The organism is Paenibacillus sp. FSL R5-0341, from assembly GCF_037975235.1.
In the GTDB taxonomy this organism is placed as follows: domain Bacteria; phylum Bacillota; class Bacilli; order Paenibacillales; family Paenibacillaceae; genus Paenibacillus; species Paenibacillus amylolyticus_A.
This window is the reverse complement of sequence record NZ_CP150241.1, coordinates 2,611,794-2,633,102: the sequence shown is the minus strand read 5'-3', so window position 1 is coordinate 2,633,102 and position 21,309 is coordinate 2,611,794. Positions and strand designations below refer to the sequence as shown.

At 45.8% G+C, this 21,309-nt stretch carries 17 protein-coding genes; 3 read left to right on the top strand and 14 right to left on the bottom strand.

Annotated elements, in window-relative coordinates:
* Positions 1–33 precede the first annotated feature (33 nt).
* The 14 genes from MKX75_RS12080 to MKX75_RS12015 all read right to left on the bottom strand — a co-directional run bounded on the left by MKX75_RS12080 (position 34) and on the right by MKX75_RS12015 (position 16,338).
* Positions 34–1,971: an LTA synthase family protein gene (locus MKX75_RS12080; RefSeq protein WP_076330826.1), complete on the bottom strand. Its 1,938-nt coding sequence runs from the start codon at positions 1,969–1,971 to the stop codon at positions 34–36.
* A 115-nt stretch (positions 1,972–2,086) separates the two neighbouring features.
* A complete protein-coding gene (locus MKX75_RS12075; RefSeq protein ID WP_076330825.1) occupies positions 2,087–4,459 on the bottom strand; it encodes a putative PEP-binding protein in 2,373 nt (790 codons plus the stop codon).
* A gap of 260 nt (positions 4,460–4,719) precedes the next feature.
* Positions 4,720–5,796: a fibronectin type III domain-containing protein gene (locus MKX75_RS12070; RefSeq protein WP_254847812.1), complete on the bottom strand. Its 1,077-nt coding sequence runs from the start codon at positions 5,794–5,796 to the stop codon at positions 4,720–4,722.
* 189 nt (positions 5,797–5,985) lie between these two features.
* Positions 5,986–6,303: a hypothetical protein gene (locus MKX75_RS12065; RefSeq protein ID WP_076330824.1), complete on the bottom strand. Its 318-nt coding sequence runs from the start codon at positions 6,301–6,303 to the stop codon at positions 5,986–5,988.
* Between the two features lie 70 nt (positions 6,304–6,373).
* Entirely contained in the window at positions 6,374–7,834 is a 1,461-nt protein-coding gene (locus MKX75_RS12060) for an AraC family transcriptional regulator (protein ID WP_339169745.1), read from the bottom strand.
* A gap of 362 nt (positions 7,835–8,196) precedes the next feature.
* Complete coding sequence (locus MKX75_RS12055; RefSeq protein ID WP_076330823.1) at positions 8,197–9,195, bottom strand: ABC transporter substrate-binding protein; 999 nt, start codon at positions 9,193–9,195, stop codon at positions 8,197–8,199.
* A gap of 178 nt (positions 9,196–9,373) precedes the next feature.
* Positions 9,374–9,748, bottom strand: coding sequence for a hypothetical protein (locus MKX75_RS12050; RefSeq protein WP_076330822.1), 375 nt, complete (start codon positions 9,746–9,748; stop codon positions 9,374–9,376).
* A 22-nt stretch (positions 9,749–9,770) separates the two neighbouring features.
* Positions 9,771–10,433 carry a 3'-5' exonuclease gene (locus tag MKX75_RS12045; RefSeq protein ID WP_076330821.1) on the bottom strand — a complete coding sequence of 221 codons (663 nt, stop codon included), beginning with the start codon at positions 10,431–10,433 and terminating at the stop codon, positions 9,771–9,773.
* Between the two features lie 61 nt (positions 10,434–10,494).
* On the bottom strand, positions 10,495–11,073 hold the full coding sequence (locus tag MKX75_RS12040; protein ID WP_339169742.1) for a histidine phosphatase family protein: 579 nt from the start codon (positions 11,071–11,073) through the stop codon (positions 10,495–10,497).
* A complete protein-coding gene (locus MKX75_RS12035; protein WP_076330820.1) occupies positions 11,070–13,292 on the bottom strand; it encodes a class I SAM-dependent methyltransferase in 2,223 nt (740 codons plus the stop codon). The genes MKX75_RS12040 and MKX75_RS12035 overlap by 4 nt, the downstream gene beginning before the upstream one ends.
* A 278-nt stretch (positions 13,293–13,570) precedes the next feature.
* A complete protein-coding gene (locus tag MKX75_RS12030) occupies positions 13,571–14,380 on the bottom strand; it encodes an aminoglycoside phosphotransferase family protein (RefSeq protein WP_076330819.1) in 810 nt (269 codons plus the stop codon).
* A gap of 13 nt (positions 14,381–14,393) precedes the next feature.
* A complete protein-coding gene (locus tag MKX75_RS12025) occupies positions 14,394–14,984 on the bottom strand; it encodes a GNAT family N-acetyltransferase (protein WP_339169740.1) in 591 nt (196 codons plus the stop codon).
* Between the two features lie 8 nt (positions 14,985–14,992).
* Positions 14,993–15,439, bottom strand: coding sequence for a RidA family protein (locus tag MKX75_RS12020; protein WP_339169739.1), 447 nt, complete (start codon positions 15,437–15,439; stop codon positions 14,993–14,995).
* Positions 15,436–16,338 (bottom strand): AraC family transcriptional regulator, encoded by a 903-nt coding sequence (locus MKX75_RS12015; RefSeq protein ID WP_339169737.1) that lies wholly within the window; start codon positions 16,336–16,338, stop codon positions 15,436–15,438. Before MKX75_RS12015 ends, MKX75_RS12020 begins: the two co-directional genes overlap by 4 nt.
* Before the next feature lie 127 nt (positions 16,339–16,465).
* Here MKX75_RS12015 and MKX75_RS12010 point away from each other — a divergent pair, with 127 nt between their 5' ends.
* The 3 genes from MKX75_RS12010 (at position 16,466) to MKX75_RS12000 (ending at position 21,223) form a co-directional block, all read left to right on the top strand.
* A complete protein-coding gene (locus MKX75_RS12010; RefSeq protein ID WP_339169736.1) occupies positions 16,466–17,755 on the top strand; it encodes a Gfo/Idh/MocA family oxidoreductase in 1,290 nt (429 codons plus the stop codon).
* 119 nt (positions 17,756–17,874) lie between these two features.
* Positions 17,875–19,692: a histidine kinase gene (locus MKX75_RS12005; protein WP_339169735.1), complete on the top strand. Its 1,818-nt coding sequence runs from the start codon at positions 17,875–17,877 to the stop codon at positions 19,690–19,692.
* The gene (locus MKX75_RS12000; RefSeq protein ID WP_339169734.1) at positions 19,667–21,223 is read left to right on the top strand and encodes a response regulator; all 1,557 of its coding nucleotides are present in this window, start codon (positions 19,667–19,669) and stop codon (positions 21,221–21,223) included. Before MKX75_RS12005 ends, MKX75_RS12000 begins: the two co-directional genes overlap by 26 nt.
* Positions 21,224–21,309: the final 86 nt, after the last annotated feature.

Below are 21,309 nucleotides of genomic sequence, written 5' to 3'. Positions count from 1 at the left end.
ACGTTTTACTGCTCTTATTGGAGAAATATTAACTTATGGCGCACGTTTCGGTAACAACTTCACATACTCGTCAGACAGTTTCATCAGGCTGAGCACATGTTCATAATCGGAACGATACGGTTCCAAATCCGTTACCGGTTCATAGGTTTTGAGCGAATAGGCTGTTCCATCGTCAAAGCCTGCACCCGGGATAAACATGATGTCATTGTTGACAAACGAACCTGTCGGCAAGTAATACCGGATACCGAAGGCATTATGATCCATGTTGAGCAGATCATGTCCGAATGCAGTGAACTTCTCATCCTGGAGCGAAACTCCCATCAGATTCATGATCGTTGGCAGCATATCCAGCTGACCGCCAGGTTGCTCAATCAATTGTCCTTTGGTCTGTTTTGGCGTATGAATCATGAACGGGATGTTGAAACGACTTACTTTACCGTCATAAGGTACGCCCAGATTGGCCTGGATTTGCTGTGTAATCTCTTCGTCAGCAGGCAGACCGAAATGGTCTCCGTAAAGCACTAACGTTGTGTTATCCCATAATCCATTCGCCTTCAACTCATTAATGAGTTGACCGATGGCATAGTCCGTATAGTTGATCGCTTGCAGATAATCGTGAAGCAGTTTGTTCGTGATGGTCGCAGGAATCGTGATTCGCGCACGATCAGCGGGAACCGTAAACGGCGAGTGGCTCGATGCCGTAATGAACTGAGCATAGAACGGCTGTTTCGCAGCCTGATGTGCAGTCATTTTTTCCACACCTACACGATATAACTCTTCATCCGATGGTCCAAAGTCATTGAATCTGTCATTCTCGAAGCTGGGCTTGTCGAAGTAACGAGTGAATCCGAGTGCCGGATACATTTTGTTCCGGTTCCAGAAGGTGACGTCATTGACGTGGTACGTCTCGGACTCATATCCTTCTTTTCCCAATAACTTGGGTAGACTTGGCAGTTCACGGTCACTATAGCCTGCTGACATGGGAACAACTCCGGTTGGATAGATAGACGTGTTCGACATGAACTCCGCATCTGATGTGTTTCCCTGTCCGATCTGTTGGAAAAAATGAGAGAAATAATAGCTTTCTTTCGCCAGATCATTCAGTACAGGTGTTAACTCCTGACCGTCCAATGAAGCATTAATCGGGAAATTCTGAAAGGACTCCAATTGCAGTACAATCAGATTACTGCCTTTGGCCTGACCGAAATATTTTGCTTTCACGGCTGTACCGTCACTTGGTTTATCCTGATACGGATACTGGCTAACCAGCTCATTAATTTTGGCAATCGTTTCGTTAATGTTGCCATTCGCAATGGCCTCATTCTCTTTGCTCGTCAGAATGGCGGACGATACCTGATAGTTCAGGAATCCGAGATTCTCGGCCCGCACCAGCTCGTTATCAATCGTTTCACCTTTGACAATAAAACTGCCAGACAGCACGATGCAGAATGCAGCGGTAAGCGCAACGCCCAGCTTGCCCCAGTAACGTCTGCGAATTCTGCCAAACGTCAGGCCGCTATCGCGGTAACTGCTGTGGCTACGTCCGCCGGAACGTCTGCGCATGATCAACCATATTGGCAATGCCAGTACGATGTCTGCAAAAAACAGAAAGTGTTCCGGTCGTACCAACGGTCCGATACTGCCTCGCACTTGTGCAACTTGCCCCAGCTCACTAAGCGCGGTATAGGTAGGTACCGAACTGAAATGAACGTTATACAGCGTAGCCGCGAACAGGACCAGAGAAAACAGAATATTGAACCCTCCGTATACTGCTCGCTTCCAGCCTTTGGGAACGATCAGATCCAGCAGGCATACCACGGTTAGTGCGCCTAATGCGTCAGTTAACAGACCTATACCGGACAGACCCTGGAAAAAGAAATACCGGAGCAGTGATAACTTTAACAGCATCAGAATGAATAACACGGCAAATAAGGTCCGTGATGAAGTACGTTCATTTTTGGAATTATACATGGTCGCTTTCAACCCTTACCCTGAAATTTTACGTTCCTTTTACAAAACGCATATTTCAGTATAACAGTTTTCTGGTTGCTATTCCATGGAAGTTCCGTGTAGGACAGGGTGAGCGTTACGCAATTGTGGATATATCTGCATTCTGTGTGTTCGTGCCCTCTCTCGGTCCCTTAATGGCTGCTTGTGCAGCCGCAATTCGTGCATAAGGGATCTGTTCAGGCAAACAACTTACGTAATCCAACCCAATTCGGTGGCAGAACGTAATGGACTCTAGATCCACAATATTTTCTCCAAAGATCCCGGTCTTCAGATGAGGTTTTCGAATCCGACCCTGAATAACCGCCATCTTCACCAGTTGTCCAACGCCCTCCGTGTCCAGCACATGGAATGGATTATTCGTTACCGTACGAGAGTCCGTATCACGTTGAAGGAATCGCTTCTCGGCTTCTTGGCGGCTATATCCAAACGTCTTCTCTGTCAGCTCATCCGCGCCAAACGAGAAAAAGTCTGCCTGGCGAGCAATGTGAGTCGCCGTCAGCGCCGTTCTCGGAGCTTCGATCATCGCCCCCACTTTATAGTGACAATGCCGCTTCTCCTCACCAAGCACTTGGTCAGCCACATGATCTACCAGATCTCTCATCTCCTGAAGTTCATGCACATGACCGATCTGCGGAATCATAATCTCCGGACGTACCCACCAACCTTGACGGATGCCTTTCACCGCTGCGCGGAATATTGCTTCCAACTGCATATCAACGATTTCCGGGAACACCGTACTCAGACGACAAGCCTGTTGCCCCAGTGTCGGATTACGTTCATGCAGTTCACTGACTCTGCGAATTACACGCTCCAGTTCCTCCAGTTCGATCTGATGGTCTCTTTGTTCATGCACCTCCTCTGCTTGTAACCACTCGCGCCGTTTCTCCAACACTCCCAGATCCGGTAGCAGTTCATGTAAGGGCGAGTCGAGCAATCGAATGGTTACCGGGTATCCATCCATCGCTTCGAATATCTGTTCAAAATCAGACTGCTGCATCGGTAACAGACGCTCCAACCCACGCCTGCGCTCAGATTCGCTGTCAGCCAGGATCATTTTTTGTACAAAAGGAAGTCTTGAAGCAGACATGAGCATATGTTCTGTACGGCACAGACCTATTCCCTCAGCCCCCAGTATCTGTGCTGTCAGGGCATCTTGTGGATGATCTACATTGGCAAGTATCGTCAATTCTTTCACTTCATCAGCCCATTCAAGCAGTAGTTGCAGATCTGCTGATAAAGGTAAACCTGAGTTATTTTTAGTGGCTGGACACTCATCATTCGTTACTGGCTGCAACTGTATGGGCAAATTTCCAGTACTCGCGTCGCTGATAGAACTAGGATCTGTGTGATGCTTCAGCACTTCCGTGATGTGCCCAGGTTCGATGCGTAACAGTGCATCCTCCTTGGTGATGAGTCCTTCATGCACAAAATCCACAGTACTCCTCAGTGTGGCTGTAGAAGATAATCGGGCGGGCTGGGTCTGCACAATATACAACGCGCCGGATTCAATAACAAAGGTGATTTCCTGCACTTCTCCCTTACGCATCTCCAACTGGCTACCTATCTCCAGCAAACGTGCATACAGCTCAGGTTCGTCATTCCGTAAACGCTCCAGACCGTGATCCGTTTGACTGGCGTTCCCGGTTGGGACGTATTGTCCAGTGACTCCCCTTTCTCCTGTAAGTAGATTGCGCGTATATATTGTTCCAGTCCCGCTTAAGTCTCCGCATGTTCCATGCATCATCGTCTGTATAAGAACAGGAGCGCTTTGCTCCGAAGAAATATAATATGGGTTACGCATGATCTCGTCCTGAGATCTGGATGATTTAATACGCTGTGATTGATATACCGCACGTATCGCTTCTTTGAATTGAAGTTGAACATCCTGTGGAAAAGGGTTACGCCCCTTCGCTTCAATTAAATATTTAAATTCCGTAATGGTTAACTCAAGTTCCACTTCATCCGGACCCTTGACGTGACTTGATACTTCTGTGAAAAATTCGGACGGAATTCCATATACCAGCTGTCCATATTGCTTTAAATAATCTAGGTAACATTGGAGTGCATACAATCGATCACCGGTTTGACGTGCGAGCTCTTCCACAGTAACATCGTTCAGACCAACATTGAGCAGTGATTGTGTCGCAGCTACTGATACTCGATTCTTATCCGTACGTACCGCGAGTAGTAGCGGATTCTCCGGATGTCCGAAGAATTTCCCGGTTTGCTGTTCCAGATGCCGAATCGCGTTAACAAGCGTTTCCTCTACTTCACCAGAAAGATGTCCAAGACGGGTACAGAACTCGCGACAGTATTCCGTTGTGACTACAAATCCGGCCGGGACAGCCCATCCTGCATGAATTAGCTCTGCAAGAGCAGCCCCTTTACTGCCCATTAGCCCTTTCATCTCTGCCGTACCTTCTTCCAACAGAATTACCCGTTTTGTCATTACAGCTCTCCCATCCGCCATTTATGGCTATGCTTGAAGACCTCAATCCCTGCGTTACAGATCAGCCTTCATTCTAATGGTATGTCACAATCGTTCAGTCAAGGACATCCGCTTTTGCATTTTGTGCTCGTTATCCTGTTTTTTTGTAAACGCTACACTAAAATAAGTTAAAACAAGCCTTTCGAGCAGTTGCATTGGCTCATTCATCGAGTGAACAAAAAAAAAGCCCCTTCAGCTAAGCTGAAGGAACTTCACATTTTTTAGTATTCACTTACCTCAAACGTCAACACCCGATCGAACAGGATATAATCCTTCCGACTCTTAAATGGCCCTTTGTTGTTATCGTGTTTATCGATAGCATACGATGCCTTCCCACTTCCTGCTTGCTTGGCTTCATACCAGTCGATGAAATCATTTACTTCTTTCATGCTTAGATCATATTCTTTCTCCAAGCCTGTTGTCATGGTAACGACAAAGATGGCACGGTTGGTGGATGGTTGCTCTGGTTGTTCTGGAGTTGTAGGTTCTTCTGGTTCTGGGCTAGGGAGCTCTTCTCCATACGGAGTAGCAAATGCTTCGTTGGAGTATTCAGTTTCAACACCATTAATCGTAGTCGTTACAACAAAATAATACGTAGTTCCGTTTGTAAGAGCAGGAATGACAAAGTTCCCATTTTCATCTTTTGTAGCAACAACAGTTTCAGTATATTTTCCTGATTCCGTCCCATACCTCACAATATAATTTTCTGCACCATCTATGGCTCCCCAATTTAGTCCGACCTGAGTATTTCCAGGAGTTGCTTTCAGATCAATTATATTTGGATTCATCATCTCTACTACACCTATCGTAAGTTCATTGATATGAGCCCATGACGCCGCTCCATCTACTTCTACCTTGATACCTTCGTAGACCCCCGGAGTAATTGCAACTGGGTCGGTTATCGTAACAGTTGAATTAACATACCTGCCGACTTTAGGGCTCACCAAAATCCACTTACCATCTTTCAGACCATACACTGTGTAATAGTTATTGGATTTAGGATTAGAATACGCAGCGACTTGAATAAAGTTAAGACTTAATTCCTCTGGGAAAACATATTGAATTGTTCCTTTTGTTGCACCCGAATTCCAACGAGTATCCAACTTACCGTCAATAGAATTTTTACCATAATTCGCGCTGTATGTACCATTTACTGTTACAACTGTTTCCTTTGGAGGTGAAATTCCTTGCATCCCTTCTACTGTAACTACTTCTTCATTTGCTGCCATAGCTACGTTCATGCTCATTAAACATAATAACACTACCGCAAATACTGTTTTCTTAAACTTAGCAATCACTCTATTATCCCCCTACTAATATAATAAGTTACTAATGTAATATGTACTTAAAAATATGTCTAAACATAAACTTGCTCATCTATAAATTTCAGCTAAATTCTTGAAATTTTATTTTTTTATTGGATATTGAAAAAGCCCAAGAAGAATAAATCTCTCCTTGCGCTCCATATTATAAATCTATTGCATGAGCTATTCCCATTCACCTTTTTTGATATAAGTTGCATCATAAGCAACAATTACATTCGTTTTATCTGTTACCTTTTGTACATCATCGACCACAACTTCTTCTTCACCGTAATCTATTAAACTAGAATCCACTTTCTCGAAGACCCCGCAATCCTTCACATAAATTACATCTGGATGGTTAGAATCATATCTTAAGCTTTCAGGAAGATCTTCACCCAAAATTTCATGCGATTCGGCAACCGTAGTCGTCGGTATTGCTGTAACAGGAATCATCCCTATAACAGCTACTACTAAAAGTGAGGCCCAGATTTTTTTCCGCATAGGAAGTTCCTTTCTTCAATTTTATTTTTCCTATATTATACATTAAAACGGATTGTTATCCTATTTCACCTCAAGCCATAAACCGCAAAATATCCTCGATCTTCTTCCCATGAGAGATCACACCGTAGTTCATCCAGCTCATAAAATCCACTTCATACACATTGCCACTCTTCACCGCAGGCAGACGTTTCCATTCATCCCTTTCGAGCAGTTCGCGCTCATCTCCAGGTTTAGCAGAATTTCCAGTGTCAAATGTAATCAACAAGTGATCCGCATTAAGCTGACTTAACTGCTCCAATCCAATGAGAACCCTCCGCTCGTGTCTTGTCCATTGCTGCACACGGGAGTGCGGAGTCAATCCAAGATCCTGATAAATTACAGGCCCGACGTAGCCCTGCTGATCCCCATAGAGGGTAATATCCGATGCAGATATACGTAAAAAAGCTACCGTCTGACCACGCATATATTGTTCTAACCGTCCTTTGGCTTCCATTGCCTTGTCTTCATACGCACCTATTACATCTTGAACCCGATTCACCTTCCCCAACACATCGGCTGTGGATTTCAAAATAGAACGCCAATCCTCACCTATATGGTCTACGTAAAACGTAGGTGCTACCTGCTCAAAGCGGTCCAGGTTCCATGTTTTATATCCTTTGTCCAACATGATAAAGTCAGGTACACTGCCCAGATTAAACTGAGCATCCTGCTGGCTCACATCGAATTCGGGCACATCGTCCAATCCCAAATAATGCTGTCTACCCCATGAGTGATGCGAACATTGCAGTACAGGCTTTACGCCAAGGGCCAACACAAAGTCTTCCAGATACGGAGCAAATACACGAACCTCTTGACGGTGATGACGGCGATATAACCCCGGTGAAATACCTGCATATTGCTTGAATCGGCGGCCAAAATAATACTCACTGCTGAACCCCACATTTTGTGCAATTTCGTGGATGCGATCATCCGTCAGCTGCAGCAGTTGCTTCGAGCGTTCCAGCCGAACCGCATTTACGTATTCAAGCGGGAGCTTGCCCGTAATTTTTTTGAATTGCCGAGTGTAACTGGCTCGGGTAAGACCAATATCTGCAGCGAGTTCATCAACGGTTATCGTCTGATCATAGTGGTCGCCAATATAACGAATTGAACTTTGAAGACGGGCACGGTCATCTGGTGTTTCTGTTTTGGGATCACTCTGGCGAAGCAAGGCACGGAACCACTCCTGGAAACGAAGCTGCACGTCCCATTGCTCCAGCCAATCGCCAGTGACCTGTTGACGCATTATTTGTTCCATTGATTCAAGACAAGAACTCCACGGACTGTAATTCAGCTGTATAAGAGGTATCTCTATCGAAGAATCTGTACATTTGTGAAGTGACCGCTGCTCCGCAGTGTCTTTGGTATGCAAAGCACTGGAAGTCTCTTCTTTCAACTCAGCCACCATCAGATCAAGCTTATAGTATTGCAAATCACTTTCTGTCCAAGGAGAACCTTCTATTTTAATGGATGTTCCAGCTGGAACAAACATAATCATTCCTTTTTCCAGATGAGATTCCCGATCTGAGCACACCATTGAACCCTTTCCAGACGTTACAACGAATATGGAGTGTGAAGACGACATTGTGTATAGCGAACGTTTATCAATATGAGATTTATTGTGATCTATGTATTCCATATGCTGAAGCGTGCATAGCCAGGGCTTGGGAATCAGTTGTATTATCATGGGGCACATGTTCATCGTCCTTAACTGAGAATTATTATCATTTAAAATAGTGTATACGAAAAAAGAAAGCTCTTCAACCCTGGCTGAAGAACTTTCTTATGGGATTATGCTCGAATCAATTTCATAGCTCACTAAAAATGGATTAAGGTATTATGAAATTGATTCACTTATGGAGTCATTTTTTCCAAGAGATCATCGATTTTCATGGAATTTGCTGTAATCGCACCTGATTGCCAATGTGATCTTTCCATAATGTACACCTGATTGTTTTTAACCGCCGGAAGGGATTGCCACAACTTGCTGTCGAGTACCTTCAAGGCTTCCTTGTTCTCTGGAGATGACCATTCCCCATTAGAAGGGAAAATAATAAGGTGATCCGCATCAAGCTGCGGAATTGCTTCTTCTGAAAGGATCTCCTGGTATTCTTCCATTTTACTTACTAGTGGATGCGGGGTCAGATCTAACTCCGAATAGATAAATCCGGTGTAACGGTTTTTGATGCCGAACAACGCCAGCGTGTCATCGTTAACATTCAGTCGGACAACCGCAACGGTCTCGTCTCCGACCGCTTCCTGCAACTTCGACTTGGCATCCGCAATTTTCGCCTCAAATGCCTTTGAAACTTCTTCACCCTTGTCCGGTTTACCTACAACATCGGCAATGGCTGTCAAGACTTGATTGGAATCCTGCAGAATGCCTTCAGGTAGACGATACGTCGGTGCTACCTTGGAATACATCTCATATTTCTCCGCATCCACTACACCATCCACAATAATGAGATCCGGATCATATTCCAACAAAGCTTCAATACTTCCTGTTATATCAAATTGCGGAACGTCCAGTTTTAAATACTCCTGCACACCCCACAACGGATGATACCACTGCACTACAGGTGTAATATCGAGCGCCTTCAAATAATCCTCCACATATATTCCAGCAATCCGCTGTGGCTGAACCGGAATCGTCACATCTCCAAATTCATCCTGTACAACTCGTGTCGCAGGCTCTGTCTCGGTTTCAGTAGTATTTTCTCCAGAAGCTGCACTTTCAGTTGCAGGAGTCTGTTCCGCATTCGTTGCGGTATTTATACTACATCCTGAAATCACCAGACCCATGAGCAGTAATGTAATCGCCCACCCTTTGAAACCTTTAATAAAACCTACCATGATACCCTTCACCCCTATGTGATCTGTTGATGTAACCTTGAGAATGTTTTGCATATAATGATTATCATTCTCATTTATTACTTAGGTGAATTGTAACTCATGCTTCAGCCGACTCACAATGTACATTTGATGCTATTTTTTTATACAAACGAAAACAACCATATGGGTCGCTCCCCGCTTATCGCAGGGGCAACCGACCTTGACGATAACTCTCCAATAGCTGATTCACAAAGGAATCTTGCATCACATCCTGTAACAGTGCAGCGCCAATTAAACCCATATCATCACTGACATACCCAGCTAGCTCAGGTTCGCCGGTGAGAGCTAATGTTTGTTTGAACGCCTGTTCCCTGCATGCGCGCAACACCTCTTCTTCAGCCACCACGGTATCTTGAGCCCATCGTTCAAAGGATTGCATCCACTCGTCAGCAAATGCAGGGGCATCCCTTTCATCCAAGTAAATTTCCACATCCAATCCTTCGAATATCTGCTGGGTCAAAATCTGTCCTTCGTTGAGATCCAACAGTAGCTTCTCCACATCCGTTTTGCTCATTGATCTCACCTCCAGTTCATCATCATGTCAAATACATCTCAGGTATAACAAAACGCTTCATCATTCGATTAGGATCGGCTGTAAAATGATCCAATTGAAGTTCCTCATATTCGCTAAGGATACTTTCAAAGATAGCAGCGATCACACCACAATCTGCCAAAGCATTGTGCCTGTGAATTCCATCTGTATTCAGATCATAATACCGAATCAGAAAATCCGTTGAGACGACCTCGGTAATCTCAGGATGAATATAGGTAAACATCGCTTTTGTATCCAGCACCGGGTTGGTCAACATCGGGAGACCATACTCATCACAATGCCGCTTCAAGATGGGCAGGTCATACTCATATCCGGCTTGTGTCACTAGGACGTCATCCCCAATGAACTCCTGAAAGGTCTGAAATGCTTCTATGAACGAAGGAGCCTCCAACATATCCTCATTTGAAATGCCTGTTAACTCGGCCACAGGTTCTGGTATAGGTTTGTTCGCGCGTGCAAGTGAAGAAAATGTTGTATTACATGGTTGACCCCTTTGGTAATGCATCGCACCAAATTGTGTCACACTCTCCACCACAGGATTAATGCCCGTACCTTCGAGATCAAATATGCAGTACATTCTATCCTGTAATGAAGATACGCTTAGATTCTCAATAAAGTATGTATCAGGCAACAGCGTAATTTTCATCCGTTCAACTCACTCCTCTCTACTCTCATCACGGTTAATGCATTGCTCATATTTTACTCTGTTACTCCCACAATCGAGTGACCTGGACCAACTTGTGCGTTCCATTAAACTCCAACTTATAGATATCTGGCATCGAAGTACTCTCCCAAAATTCATATCCGTAAGAAGAATCATAGTGTTGTAAAATAAGCGTCATTATATCTCCATGGGTTCCGATGACCACCTTCTGACCCCTATGTTTATCCAGAACTCTATCAATCACCGCTACTGCCCTTGAGCGAGCCTGTTCACCAGACTCTCCTCCAGGATACGCATACGTAGGATCACGGTACAATCGTTGCTTGGCTTCACGAAAATTATCATGCCTCACATCCGAACTCGATAACTGGCGTTCACGCAGATCTTCCTCTGTCACTACCATTCCACCTGACCAATCTGCCAGAATCTGAATCGTATCTACCGCTCGCCTGTAAGGGCTAGAATAGAACAGTTGAATCTGCTCCCCATGGAGCAGACTGGCAACCGTTCCTGCATCTTGATGACCTTGCTCTGTCAGTCCACGCTCGCGTTCCTGTCCTTCAACATATCGAGACTCCGCATGTCTAACAAAATACAAAACCGTACTGGCTTCGCTCATCATCCTTCCGCCAACCCTTTCTTCTTCTCAATGACAATCAGACAAGTGCTGTCTGGCAAAGGCACAGGTTCACCGTCTTCGTTCATAAAGATCATCCGTTCTCCCAGTGCTTCTGTGTACCCCTCCTGAAGAAAATGTTCGAAGGTGATAATCTCGGCTTGTTCGCCTAGCGCTTCTCGAATACAGTTCTCATAGGCAGTTGGCGTAAATATACCGAACTGTTCCTGAATCTCATGTACATAAGCCTCTTCGCCCCACGTATACGTATAGAGAAATTCCATCGCATCGTTAATCGACAGTACGACCTCGTTGTCTGAGACCCGCTCATATTTAATTGTACGTCCCTGAAAATCCTCTGCATACCGCTCCAGCCAGCGCATCCCATCCGCTTCCAGGAAACGAATCCTGCGCTTCTGTGCCTCCGGCTCACTCTTGATACCATCCCGAATCAGAATTCTTCCGCCAGGTGACAGCACACGGAATGAACTTCTCAGCGCGGCCACAACCGTATCGGAATTAAATCTTCGACCGTCCAATTCAATGTATGAATACAACTCATGCAGAATGGATGAAAAAATAACCGTATCTACGGTGCCTGGCTCCACATATTGCTCCAGTTGCAGGGCATCGCCCTTCATCACTTGCCAGCGATGTCCCGCGCGCTGTTTTTTGCGCTCCAGCGCTTCAATGACATTGGCTGAGATATCGATACCAATCGGCTCCACTTCCGGTTTTTCCTGCTCAATTAGATCCAGCAGAATCCCTCCACCTGGACCAATATCAAGTACCCGTTTACCTACGATATAGTCCAGCAGCACTTTTTTGTAATCACCGGAACTGTTCATATCGGACAAATACGTCTCTTCGTTATGGAACCGATCATAGGCATCCCGGCGCAACCCAAACAGATCGAATAAAAGCAGCACAGCCTTCTCATATAACGGCGACTTTTCCGCTTCAATACAAAATGCAATCAATTTCTCCGCCGCTGGGGAAAATTCGAAGGTCACGAATAATGTATCCGGCAGATCCGTATGACGTTCAATGCGATGGGTTAGATGGGGATAGACGATCTGCTCCCCGGAAGCAATCTGTTCCCATGAATACTGTTCCAAATACTTTTCAATCATTCGTTTCTTGTAAATATTGAGTTTCTTGACGCCTTTGTAGTCGTAATACATCGTATTCATCAATGGTTCGAAGCTGATATGACGGACTACATCAGATCGACTTTCCATAGAAGTGGGATTCATACTCTCACTGCGAAGCGTCAACAGGAACACTTTCACCATCTCTTGCAACGAAAAATCCTGCATGGCCGACTCCACATACCATAATGTGCGATGAGCCAGCGGAGCCAGCGCCTGTTCCACATCCATTTCCGTTTGAAGTTTGGCATAAGCCTCGTCCATAGCTTCTCCTTGTCGAATAGACGAGCTTCTTAAGCGGGATAACCGTTCCTTGACGCTCCAGTCCTCATGATCTGGTCCAGCGATAATCCAGCCTACAATTCGCCGTACCTCAGCCTGAACCTGATTCCATAACGCTGGATCAACACCTGCAATAATGCACTCATTTAATGCCATCAGTATGGTGTGCAATTCATCTGTAGTAAGCCACCCTTTGACGATCAAGACGTGGAGCGAAGCATTCTCGGCAAATGGAATCTCGCCGCGTATGTATTGACCAATAAGTCCATGCGTAGCAATTAGAGTACTTATAATCTCATGCCTTGGTGTTTGTGGAGTCGGCGCAGTATGCTCGCTTATATTCGTATTCTTACTTAGAGCATGGCTTTGAGAACCAGGTTGATTTATAACCGTCTCCCTGCTCTTACCGATGTCGTTATCCAGGTGGCCTGCCCCTGTGTACAGATCATATAACTGAGCGGACCCCACATTGTGTACAAACAGGTTAACGCCTTGCTTTTGCCATACCCGCCGCTGCTCTAATGATCCGGCCTTCGCCGTCTCTGACCAGATTAATACGTCCTCCAGAATTTCTCGCACCCAAAAAGAAACCGGAAGTTTCTCCAATACGTGAAGTGTACGCTCAGTGTAGTCCAGCACCGGATTTGTTCCCTCAAGTTCGGCAATGGAATGAATGCGTTCGAGGTTAATACGGGGCTTCTCCGCTGCTGCCAGCAGTTGCAGCCATAGCTGCTGGGCTTCCGGCGTGTTACCTGACTTGTATGATTGTATGGCCTTTAATGAATGCAGCATAAATATGTCCCCTCTCTTTCACTACCCTTATATATAAAATCATTAGATTCGTCTATAGATGTTGAACTAATCATTAACACGATAACGGAGAGGACAGAAAAAACCTGAAAAAGCGAAGCTAAAAGCTTTCTGCAAGAAAGCTGCTTCGGAAGCATATGCTTCGCCTTTATCCCCGGATTTCCCCCTTAGGAAAGGGAATCAAAAAATCTGGGGATAACAGCGATTGAAAGGTTATTCTGTCATCGTAGTGTCAGTGTAAATAATATGTAATTCAACTTTTATAACCGACGAATTCGTTCCTGAACAAACTTCAGCAGCTGTTCCGCTTCTTGAGCGGGCAAACCCTCGTCAAGACGCGCGGCAGCAACGGGCAGCATCCAGGATTCAATCGTTTCCCGGGAAATACCGGAAATTTGTATATAGTGATTAACGTAATATTCGACCAGTGATTCACGAGCCATTTCAAAACCCATTCGTATAGCAGGCTCTGTATCTTCCGGCAAAGTGCCACTCATTAATATTACCCAGCTTCGAGCCACATCACCCGCGGGATCACCCGACATGCCAGTCATCCAATCGATGACCCAGTATTGATCGCCAACCTCACTCAGCATAACGTTATCCGGATGATAATCGCCATGACAGATCTGCTGTTGATCAGGCAGTGTTGTTAAGTAAGAAAGGACTCGCGCTTGATCGTTCTCGGATAATAATCGAACATTGCGAATCGCTCCGGATAAAATCTGCTTCTGGGAGGGCAGTGTTGCTTCATCATCTCTCTCGCAATGAAGTCTGTAGTGGCACTCGGCCATTTTGGATGCGAGCTGCTCTAGTATAGCAGGTTGTTGAATGATAAGGGATAACAGGGTGTTACCCTCCACTCTTCTAAAAACAATGCCTGCACGCGGCGTATCTTCTATCAAGGATACTGCTTGTGGGACGGGTAATCCTTTTTTGAATGCCAACTCACTTATTCTAAATTCATTTTGGACTGCTTCGAGTGGAAAATCCATTCGATATAGCTTCATAATGTGCTCGTTCGAATACGCATAGATTTCCGCAGTTCTTCCCTGACCAATTCGCTCCATACCTGTCCTCCCCTTACTCGAACTCAATGCTTCTAACTTTGGAGAAAATCATACAATCCACCAGCGTACCTGTACTGTCCCGCCGCATCTTACGCAGTATACCTTCCAGCGTATAGCCCGCTCGCTCAGCTACTTTGGCACTTCGTACATTACGAGCATCACATCGGATCTCCAGCCGATTGGCCTCCAGATGAGTAATGGCAAATTGCTCAATGCCTCTCACCGCTTCCGTCATCAAGCCCTCGCCTGCTCGTGAGGTTCGAATCCAGTATCCGATCTCGAAACAGCGTGCATTCCAGTCAATGCGATGTAACCCACTGCTGCCTACGAATTCATCCGTATGTCTATCACGTAAATGTAACATCATGTCGGTACGCTCCAGATATTTCAGTCTTGCTTTGCGAACAGTCACTTCGGACTCTTCCAATGACGGGATCTTCTCGGCAAAAGGCAACCACAACCGCAGTTGTTCCGCACTTTCACGGACCGCTTCATTCAGATCCTTGCCATCTCCCCACTGCGGGGCACGAATCATGAGACGTTCTGTGTAGAAGCTCTCGGGAATCGTTAGCATAATCGGATGAAATGAAGATGAATCTGTCATGGTTGTACCTACTCCTCTACTTGAAAGATGGAATCAATGATTAGCGGCAAATTATCCCTCACAGATACGGCACCGAATACCGAACGGGCGTGTACCCCCTGATCCCCGAATACCTCCATCATCAGATCGGAGAACCCATTCAGCACTTTATGATGCTCCTGATACGAAGCAGATGCATTAATGAAGCCCTGCACTTTAACCACTCTCTTCACCTGATCCAGTGAACCCAGCACATCTCTAACGACAGCAAGCACCTCCAGCCCAGCGTTCCGGGCAAAATCATACCCCTGCTCTGTTGTGAAGTCTGATCCGAGTTTGCCACGTTCAGAGGTATCAGGTCCTTTCCCGGATACATACATGATTCCATTGACAATAACGGCATTGGCATATTTTGCTGCGGGCGCGCTGGCCTGTGGTAAAATAATCCCCAGTTCATTCAATCTTGCTTCAATCATTTTATATTCTCTCCCTCTTTTAAGGTCCTTACGGAACCCGATTCCTTGTATTCCTGTCGGTAGACTCTTGGTGATACCTGAACGGTACGCTTAAACATCTTGCCAAAATGAGAGAAGTTACTGAATCCAGCAAGCCAGGCGATATCCGTAATGGATTCCTCACTTTCCCGCAGCAAACGCTGTGCTTCCTTCACCCGTAACAGATTCAGATAATCACTGAAGGTAAATCCTGTCGTTTGTTTGAACAATCGACTCAGATAATGCGGACTAATGCGAAACATACCCGCCACCTCCGGTAATGTCAGTGGTTTTTGATAATTTTCATTCAGGTAACGCACGACGGCCTGTGTCTTGGGATGAAGAACCGGTTCACGATCATCGGAGCATAATCGACCCAGATACTGATTCCGATAGGCATGCACCAACAATTCAATAGCCCGGTGACGAAGCAACAGGTTACTTCCGGGTTGGGGACGAAGCATTTCATCCACCATTTCGCTAACCATCCGCTCCAAAACCTCCATGACCTGCGAAGGAAATCTTACAATGGGAATCTCCCAACAGAAGGGCTCCTTCAATTCTTCAACGAAGTCAGGTGAAACCGACATGGCAGCAAAAAGCTCCGGCTTCAAATAGAGAACCATCCGCTCATGGTCGGGCATACCGCTCTCCAATGTCTTGTGAACCGTATTGCGGTCAACAAACACCAGATCGCCAGCCTTTACCCGGTAGGTCCGGTCCTTAATGAAATAGATACGCTCACCAGACAACAGGTAATATAACTCATAATGATCATGCAGATGGTCATCCGTCATTGAGAAATATCCAATGCGACGATCATATTCGATGTGTAGCAAATCCGTGGGATCATGAAAATCTGCACGAAAAGGTTCTGTCATGTCGCCCTCTCTCCTTTTCATAAATTATAGCAAAATATGCGGCATTTGAAAGCGGTTACGCATAAAATGCGGCGAAAGAAGTACTCCCTTGTTATAGTCTAGAGCTATATTCAAGGAGGCGATAGACATGAGTAACAAGAAACGTTATGTATTAGTTGGAACCGGCGGCCGCGCCGAATTTTTTTATGGTGCTTTGACCCGGGATTACAGGGATACATCCGAGCTTGTCGGCTTTTGCGATATAAATCAAGTCCGTATGAACTACGCGAATCAACTATTAAAGGAAAAGTACGAGTATCCTGAGGTACCCACTTATCCTGCAGATCAGTTTGATCAGATGATTGAGAACGAGGAACCTGATTATGTCATCGTAACGAGCGTTGACCGCACCCATCACAAGTACATCATTCGCGCGATGGAACTTGGTTGTGACGTTGTTACCGAGAAACCGATGACCATCGATGAGGAGAAATGCCAGGAGATTTTGGATGCCGTCAAGCGGACTGGCCAGAACGTGAGAGTAACCTTTAACTACCGTTATGCACCACACCATACTAAGATTCGGGAACTTATTCTGAATGATACCATTGGAAAAGTTACTTCCGTTCACTTCGAATGGTTGCTTAATACCCGCCACGGGGCAGATTATTTCCGCCGCTGGCATCGGGACAAGCGCAATAGCGGCGGACTGCTCGTTCACAAATCCACCCATCACTTTGACTTGGTGAATTTCTGGATTGGCTCACAGCCGGATACCGTGTTCGCATTCGGTGATCTGATGTATTACGGCAGAGAAAATGCAGAAGAACGCGGTGTAACACAGTTCTACAATCGGGCAACAGGTAATCCGATCGCAAAAGAGGATCCTTTTGCACTGCATTTGGATTCGGATGCTCATATGAAGTCCATGTATCTGGATGCCGAATCGGAAGATGGTTATCAGCGGGATCAGAGCGTATTCGGGGATGGCATCAACATTGAGGATACGATGGGCGTTCTTGTGAAGTATCGGAACAAAGCGATTTTGACCTACTCCCTCGTCGCCTACCAGCCATGGGAAGGTTACCGCATTGCCATTAATGGCACCAAAGGTCGGATGGAGATGAACATTGTGGAGCAATCCTATGTCAATTCATTAGGTGACAAGAGCAAGGAAGGTGCATTGATCGGTAAAACGTTGCGGGTCCTTCCAATGTTCGGTACGCCATATGAGGTTGAAGTGGAAGAGAAAGCGGGGGGACATGGCGGAGGTGACCCGGTTCTGCTGAATGATCTGTTCGGAGAGCCTGTAGAAGATCCGTTCCATCGTGCTGCTAACCACGTGGACGGTGCCAGATCCATTTTGACTGGGATTGCGGCCAATCGTGCCATCGCCACGGGCTTGCCTGTCAACGTCAATAATCTGGTTCGGTTCTAAGGCTCCAAGTCTGCACTACATTATTAAATTCATTTAAAGGCTGCGCATATCACGCAGTCTTTTTTTATATTTTTAACATTAACCTGCACGCAAGTTGACTCGGTAGAAGGAGGAAATCCATGTTCTTCTCTTTAAAAAACCGCCTGATTGCCTTTATCGTTGTCCTGTTTGTCCTCGCTTTTGGCACACTCTCTTACCTACTTTTCAAGGAATCACGCACGGTCATTCGCTCTTACATCGAATCCTCTGCTCTTGAGAAAATGGAGGAATATGGTTCATACGTAGACATGGTGCAGATGCAAATCTATGATGTCGCCTCTCTTGTTTTCAATAGTGATATGGGCAAGAACTGGGATAATGCGATCGGAGATCCGAGCCTGCCGGAAGGAGAGAAGATGCTGGCGAACCTCGCTATGAGCCGTTTTCTCACTCAGGCAACTAACAGCTACACTAGTATCTCGGATGTATCCATCTATCGACGGAATGGACTGCGAATTGGCAGTGAGAATCAAGTAACGTATGATCCTGCCTTTCAACAAGAATCCTGGTATACGAATTTCTACACGTTGGGGGAACGCTGGTTACCTGCACACACCGACCAACATGAACGTGTCAGAGATCATGGTCATCCGGTGGTCAGTCTGCTGATGCCCATTGGCACCTTTCATCATGCTACAGCGAAGAATGTCATGAAGGTGAATGTCAGTGAATCCTATTTTCTGGAGCCGCTCCGGCGCATACATCTTGCGGAGAATAGCACGATTTTTCTGCTGGGCGAGCAAGGAAATCCTATTCTCTCACAGCAGGTAGACACGTTGGGTGCTGTAGCTACCGCAGAGATCAATCGTATTCGAAACAGCCCTCTCAGATCCGGGGTGGCATACCTCACAAACCATGAAGGACAGCGAGACATCCTTGTATACAAGAAACTGGGACGTACCGGCTGGATGTTGGCGGGTCTGGCACCGGAAAAGGAAATGTACCTCTCTCTCCATAAGCTCCAAAGCACGATTGTGGTGGTGACGATTGCCCTGATTCTAGTCTCCCTCTTGGCTGCTGCATGGTTATCCCACGGTGTAACCAAACCTTTGACCAGATTGGTACTGGCGATGAGACAGGTTCAACGAGGTGCTTTCGACCAAGCGGATTCACTGCTGCCTCCAGATAAAAATGTAAAGAGCGAGATCAGTTATGTGATCTTCACTTTCCGTTATATGATCAGTCAGTTGCGCCAGCATATCCAGAATGAATTCGAGCTGAAGCTACTCCGCCAGCAAGCAGAGTATAAGGCACTTCTCATACAGATTAATCCTCATTTTATGTTTAATACCCTGGAGCTGGTGAGTAGCCTTGCCATTCAGCGTAGAACGGATGATACGGTTCAGGTCATTGAGGATTTGGGTAAAATGATGCGCTTTTCCATAAACACTAATGACGACCGTGTTCCCCTGACCGAAGAGCTAGATTATGTACAACGTTATATCTCCATTTTGCAAACCCGTTTCGGTCGTAAACTCGACATTTCGATAACGAAGGAAGGCACATTGAACGCCTTGGTCATCATCAAGTTCATTCTTCAGCCGCTTATTGAAAATGCAGTGAAATACAGTTTTCAGCATCAGACGACAGCCCAGGTCCAGATACGGATCAATCGGATACATGATCGTCTGCATATCAGTGTTTCAGATAATGGACCAGGTATTCCAGCAGAAATCATCCACAAGTTGCAGCATCCCGTAGCTCCCCCCTCGTTGGAATCCATATTGCATAACGAAGGCTGGCATATTGGACTAGGCAATGTCATTGCTCGTTGCCGTCTGCATTATGGTGCCTTGTTCACTGTTCATATGGAGAACGATGAAAGCGGAGGCGCATGTATTGAACTGACTCTACCCGTACAGGAGGAATATGATGTACAACGTATTAATCGCAGATGACGAGATCGAAGTTCGCGAAGGATTAAAATTGAAAGTCGATTGGCACGGCATGAGCTTTGTTATAACAGGGGAAGCATCTAACGGGATTGAAGCTGACGAACTTTTGAAATCTGAACATTTCGACCTGCTGATTACCGATATGAACATGCCTGTCATGGACGGTGTCCGATTACTGGATGTCTGCCGCAGTTATAATCCTTCTATCCAGATTATCATAATCACGGGTTATGAAGATTTTCAATATGCCAGAGCGGGTGTCCGCAGCCAGGTCATGGATTATTTACTGAAGCCTGTAACCCGGGATGAACTGAAAGCGACATTATGCAAAATTAAAGCGGATCTGGATGATCAACGTAAAGTACGAGGCGATTCCGAATTACTGCAATGGCGACTCTCTCAGTATTACCGGGAAATGAAAGAACGTTTCCTTCTTGATCTCGTCAGAGGTAATCGTCTTCCCCCTTCCTCACTGCCAGAACGACTCCGATTGTTCCATCTCGAATCATGGCAGGATCAGAAGGTCTGTTTCATCACCGCGAGTATAAGTCAATCGGACAAGCAGAATATTCGAAAAGATCGCTCACACGAGCAGATGCATCTTCCTTTCGAGCTGGTTTGTTATGAAATCGCCCAGTCTGATTCAGACAATGTCCAGGTTTTTCATGATTCGGCATACGCAGGCATCATGCATTTCATGGTACAGGACGGTATGCAGCACGAATTCATCCAACAGCTCACGGGACATACGGCATCTGTTTTTTCCATGAAACTTAAGATTGGGGTGGGACTTTCTGGTTCTGGACTTGAGCATTGGAAAGAAGGTTACATCCATTCCCTTCTGGCTTGGAATTCAGCTGAACGGGCTGGCGGCGATCCAAACCCAATGGCAGGAACAGATTATAGTCCATTACTGCCTGAGGAGACTACCCGAGCGTTGCATCGTTTCCTCATTCGAGGGGAACTGGACTCCTTCCGTAGCATCATCCACAAGGAACTTCACGAGGCATTCCAGCTCTCTCCCTCCCGAATGACTCGAAGCATTTTTCAAATTTCACTGTTGATGGGTTGTCCTATGGCCCCGGAATGGATACTGTGGCTCAAGACGCCAGATCAAGCAGAACGCTTATTAATGCAATGGGCTCAAGACTTCCTGGATCAAAAGCTACCCTCGGAAGATGGGGATGGGACGATTATAGAGTTAGCCAAGCGATATATCGAGGAGAACTACATGCAGGAGCTAACGTTGACGTTGCTCGCTGAACGATTCAACTATTATCCTACCTATTTCTCCGAACTGTTTAAGGAAGGTGCAGGTACCTCTTTTATTCAATATGTGACGGGCGTTCGGATGAAACACGCCTTGCAACTGCTGAAGGAAACCCAATTAACCGTATGGGATATTACAGAACTGACCGGCTTCAGTTCACCAAGTTATTTCAGTTCGAAATTCAAAAGAATGTTCAACATGAGTCCATCAGATTATCGCTTGCTGCATTCCGAAAAAATCGATAGCCATGATCCGAAGAAATGAGATTCAAGCTTCTCCCCTTCCCCGGTATGATGTGGTTACCAAGAGAACGCCGCATGTTGTAAGCGGATTCATAATTGGTGGCCATT

What these genes read in the sequence shown, in the direction of transcription:
- MKX75_RS12040 (WP_339169742.1), bottom strand. Translation starts at nt 11,073, where the DNA reads ATGATGAGCGAAGCCAGTACGGTTTTGTATTTTGTTAGACATGCGGAG.
- MKX75_RS12045 (WP_076330821.1), bottom strand. Translation starts at nt 10,433, where the DNA reads ATGAAAATTACGCTGTTGCCTGATACATACTTTATTGAGAATCTAAGC.
- MKX75_RS12080 (WP_076330826.1), bottom strand. Translation starts at nt 1,971, where the DNA reads ATGTATAATTCCAAAAATGAACGTACTTCATCACGGACCTTATTTGCC.
- MKX75_RS12065 (WP_076330824.1), bottom strand. Translation starts at nt 6,303, where the DNA reads ATGCGGAAAAAAATCTGGGCCTCACTTTTAGTAGTAGCTGTTATAGGG.
- MKX75_RS12015 (WP_339169737.1), bottom strand. Translation starts at nt 16,338, where the DNA reads ATGACAGAACCTTTTCGTGCAGATTTTCATGATCCCACGGATTTGCTA.
- MKX75_RS12000 (WP_339169734.1), top strand. Translation starts at nt 19,667, where the DNA reads ATGTACAACGTATTAATCGCAGATGACGAGATCGAAGTTCGCGAAGGA.
- MKX75_RS12060 (WP_339169745.1), bottom strand. Translation starts at nt 7,834, where the DNA reads ATGTTTGTTCCAGCTGGAACATCCATTAAAATAGAAGGTTCTCCTTGG.
- MKX75_RS12020 (WP_339169739.1), bottom strand. Translation starts at nt 15,439, where the DNA reads ATGATTGAAGCAAGATTGAATGAACTGGGGATTATTTTACCACAGGCC.
- MKX75_RS12035 (WP_076330820.1), bottom strand. Translation starts at nt 13,292, where the DNA reads ATGCTGCATTCATTAAAGGCCATACAATCATACAAGTCAGGTAACACG.
- MKX75_RS12025 (WP_339169740.1), bottom strand. Translation starts at nt 14,984, where the DNA reads ATGACAGATTCATCTTCATTTCATCCGATTATGCTAACGATTCCCGAG.
- MKX75_RS12010 (WP_339169736.1), top strand. Translation starts at nt 16,466, where the DNA reads ATGAGTAACAAGAAACGTTATGTATTAGTTGGAACCGGCGGCCGCGCC.
- MKX75_RS12030 (WP_076330819.1), bottom strand. Translation starts at nt 14,380, where the DNA reads ATGGAGCGAATTGGTCAGGGAAGAACTGCGGAAATCTATGCGTATTCG.
- MKX75_RS12005 (WP_339169735.1), top strand. Translation starts at nt 17,875, where the DNA reads ATGTTCTTCTCTTTAAAAAACCGCCTGATTGCCTTTATCGTTGTCCTG.
- MKX75_RS12075 (WP_076330825.1), bottom strand. Translation starts at nt 4,459, where the DNA reads ATGACAAAACGGGTAATTCTGTTGGAAGAAGGTACGGCAGAGATGAAA.
- MKX75_RS12055 (WP_076330823.1), bottom strand. Translation starts at nt 9,195, where the DNA reads ATGGTAGGTTTTATTAAAGGTTTCAAAGGGTGGGCGATTACATTACTG.
- MKX75_RS12050 (WP_076330822.1), bottom strand. Translation starts at nt 9,748, where the DNA reads ATGAGCAAAACGGATGTGGAGAAGCTACTGTTGGATCTCAACGAAGGA.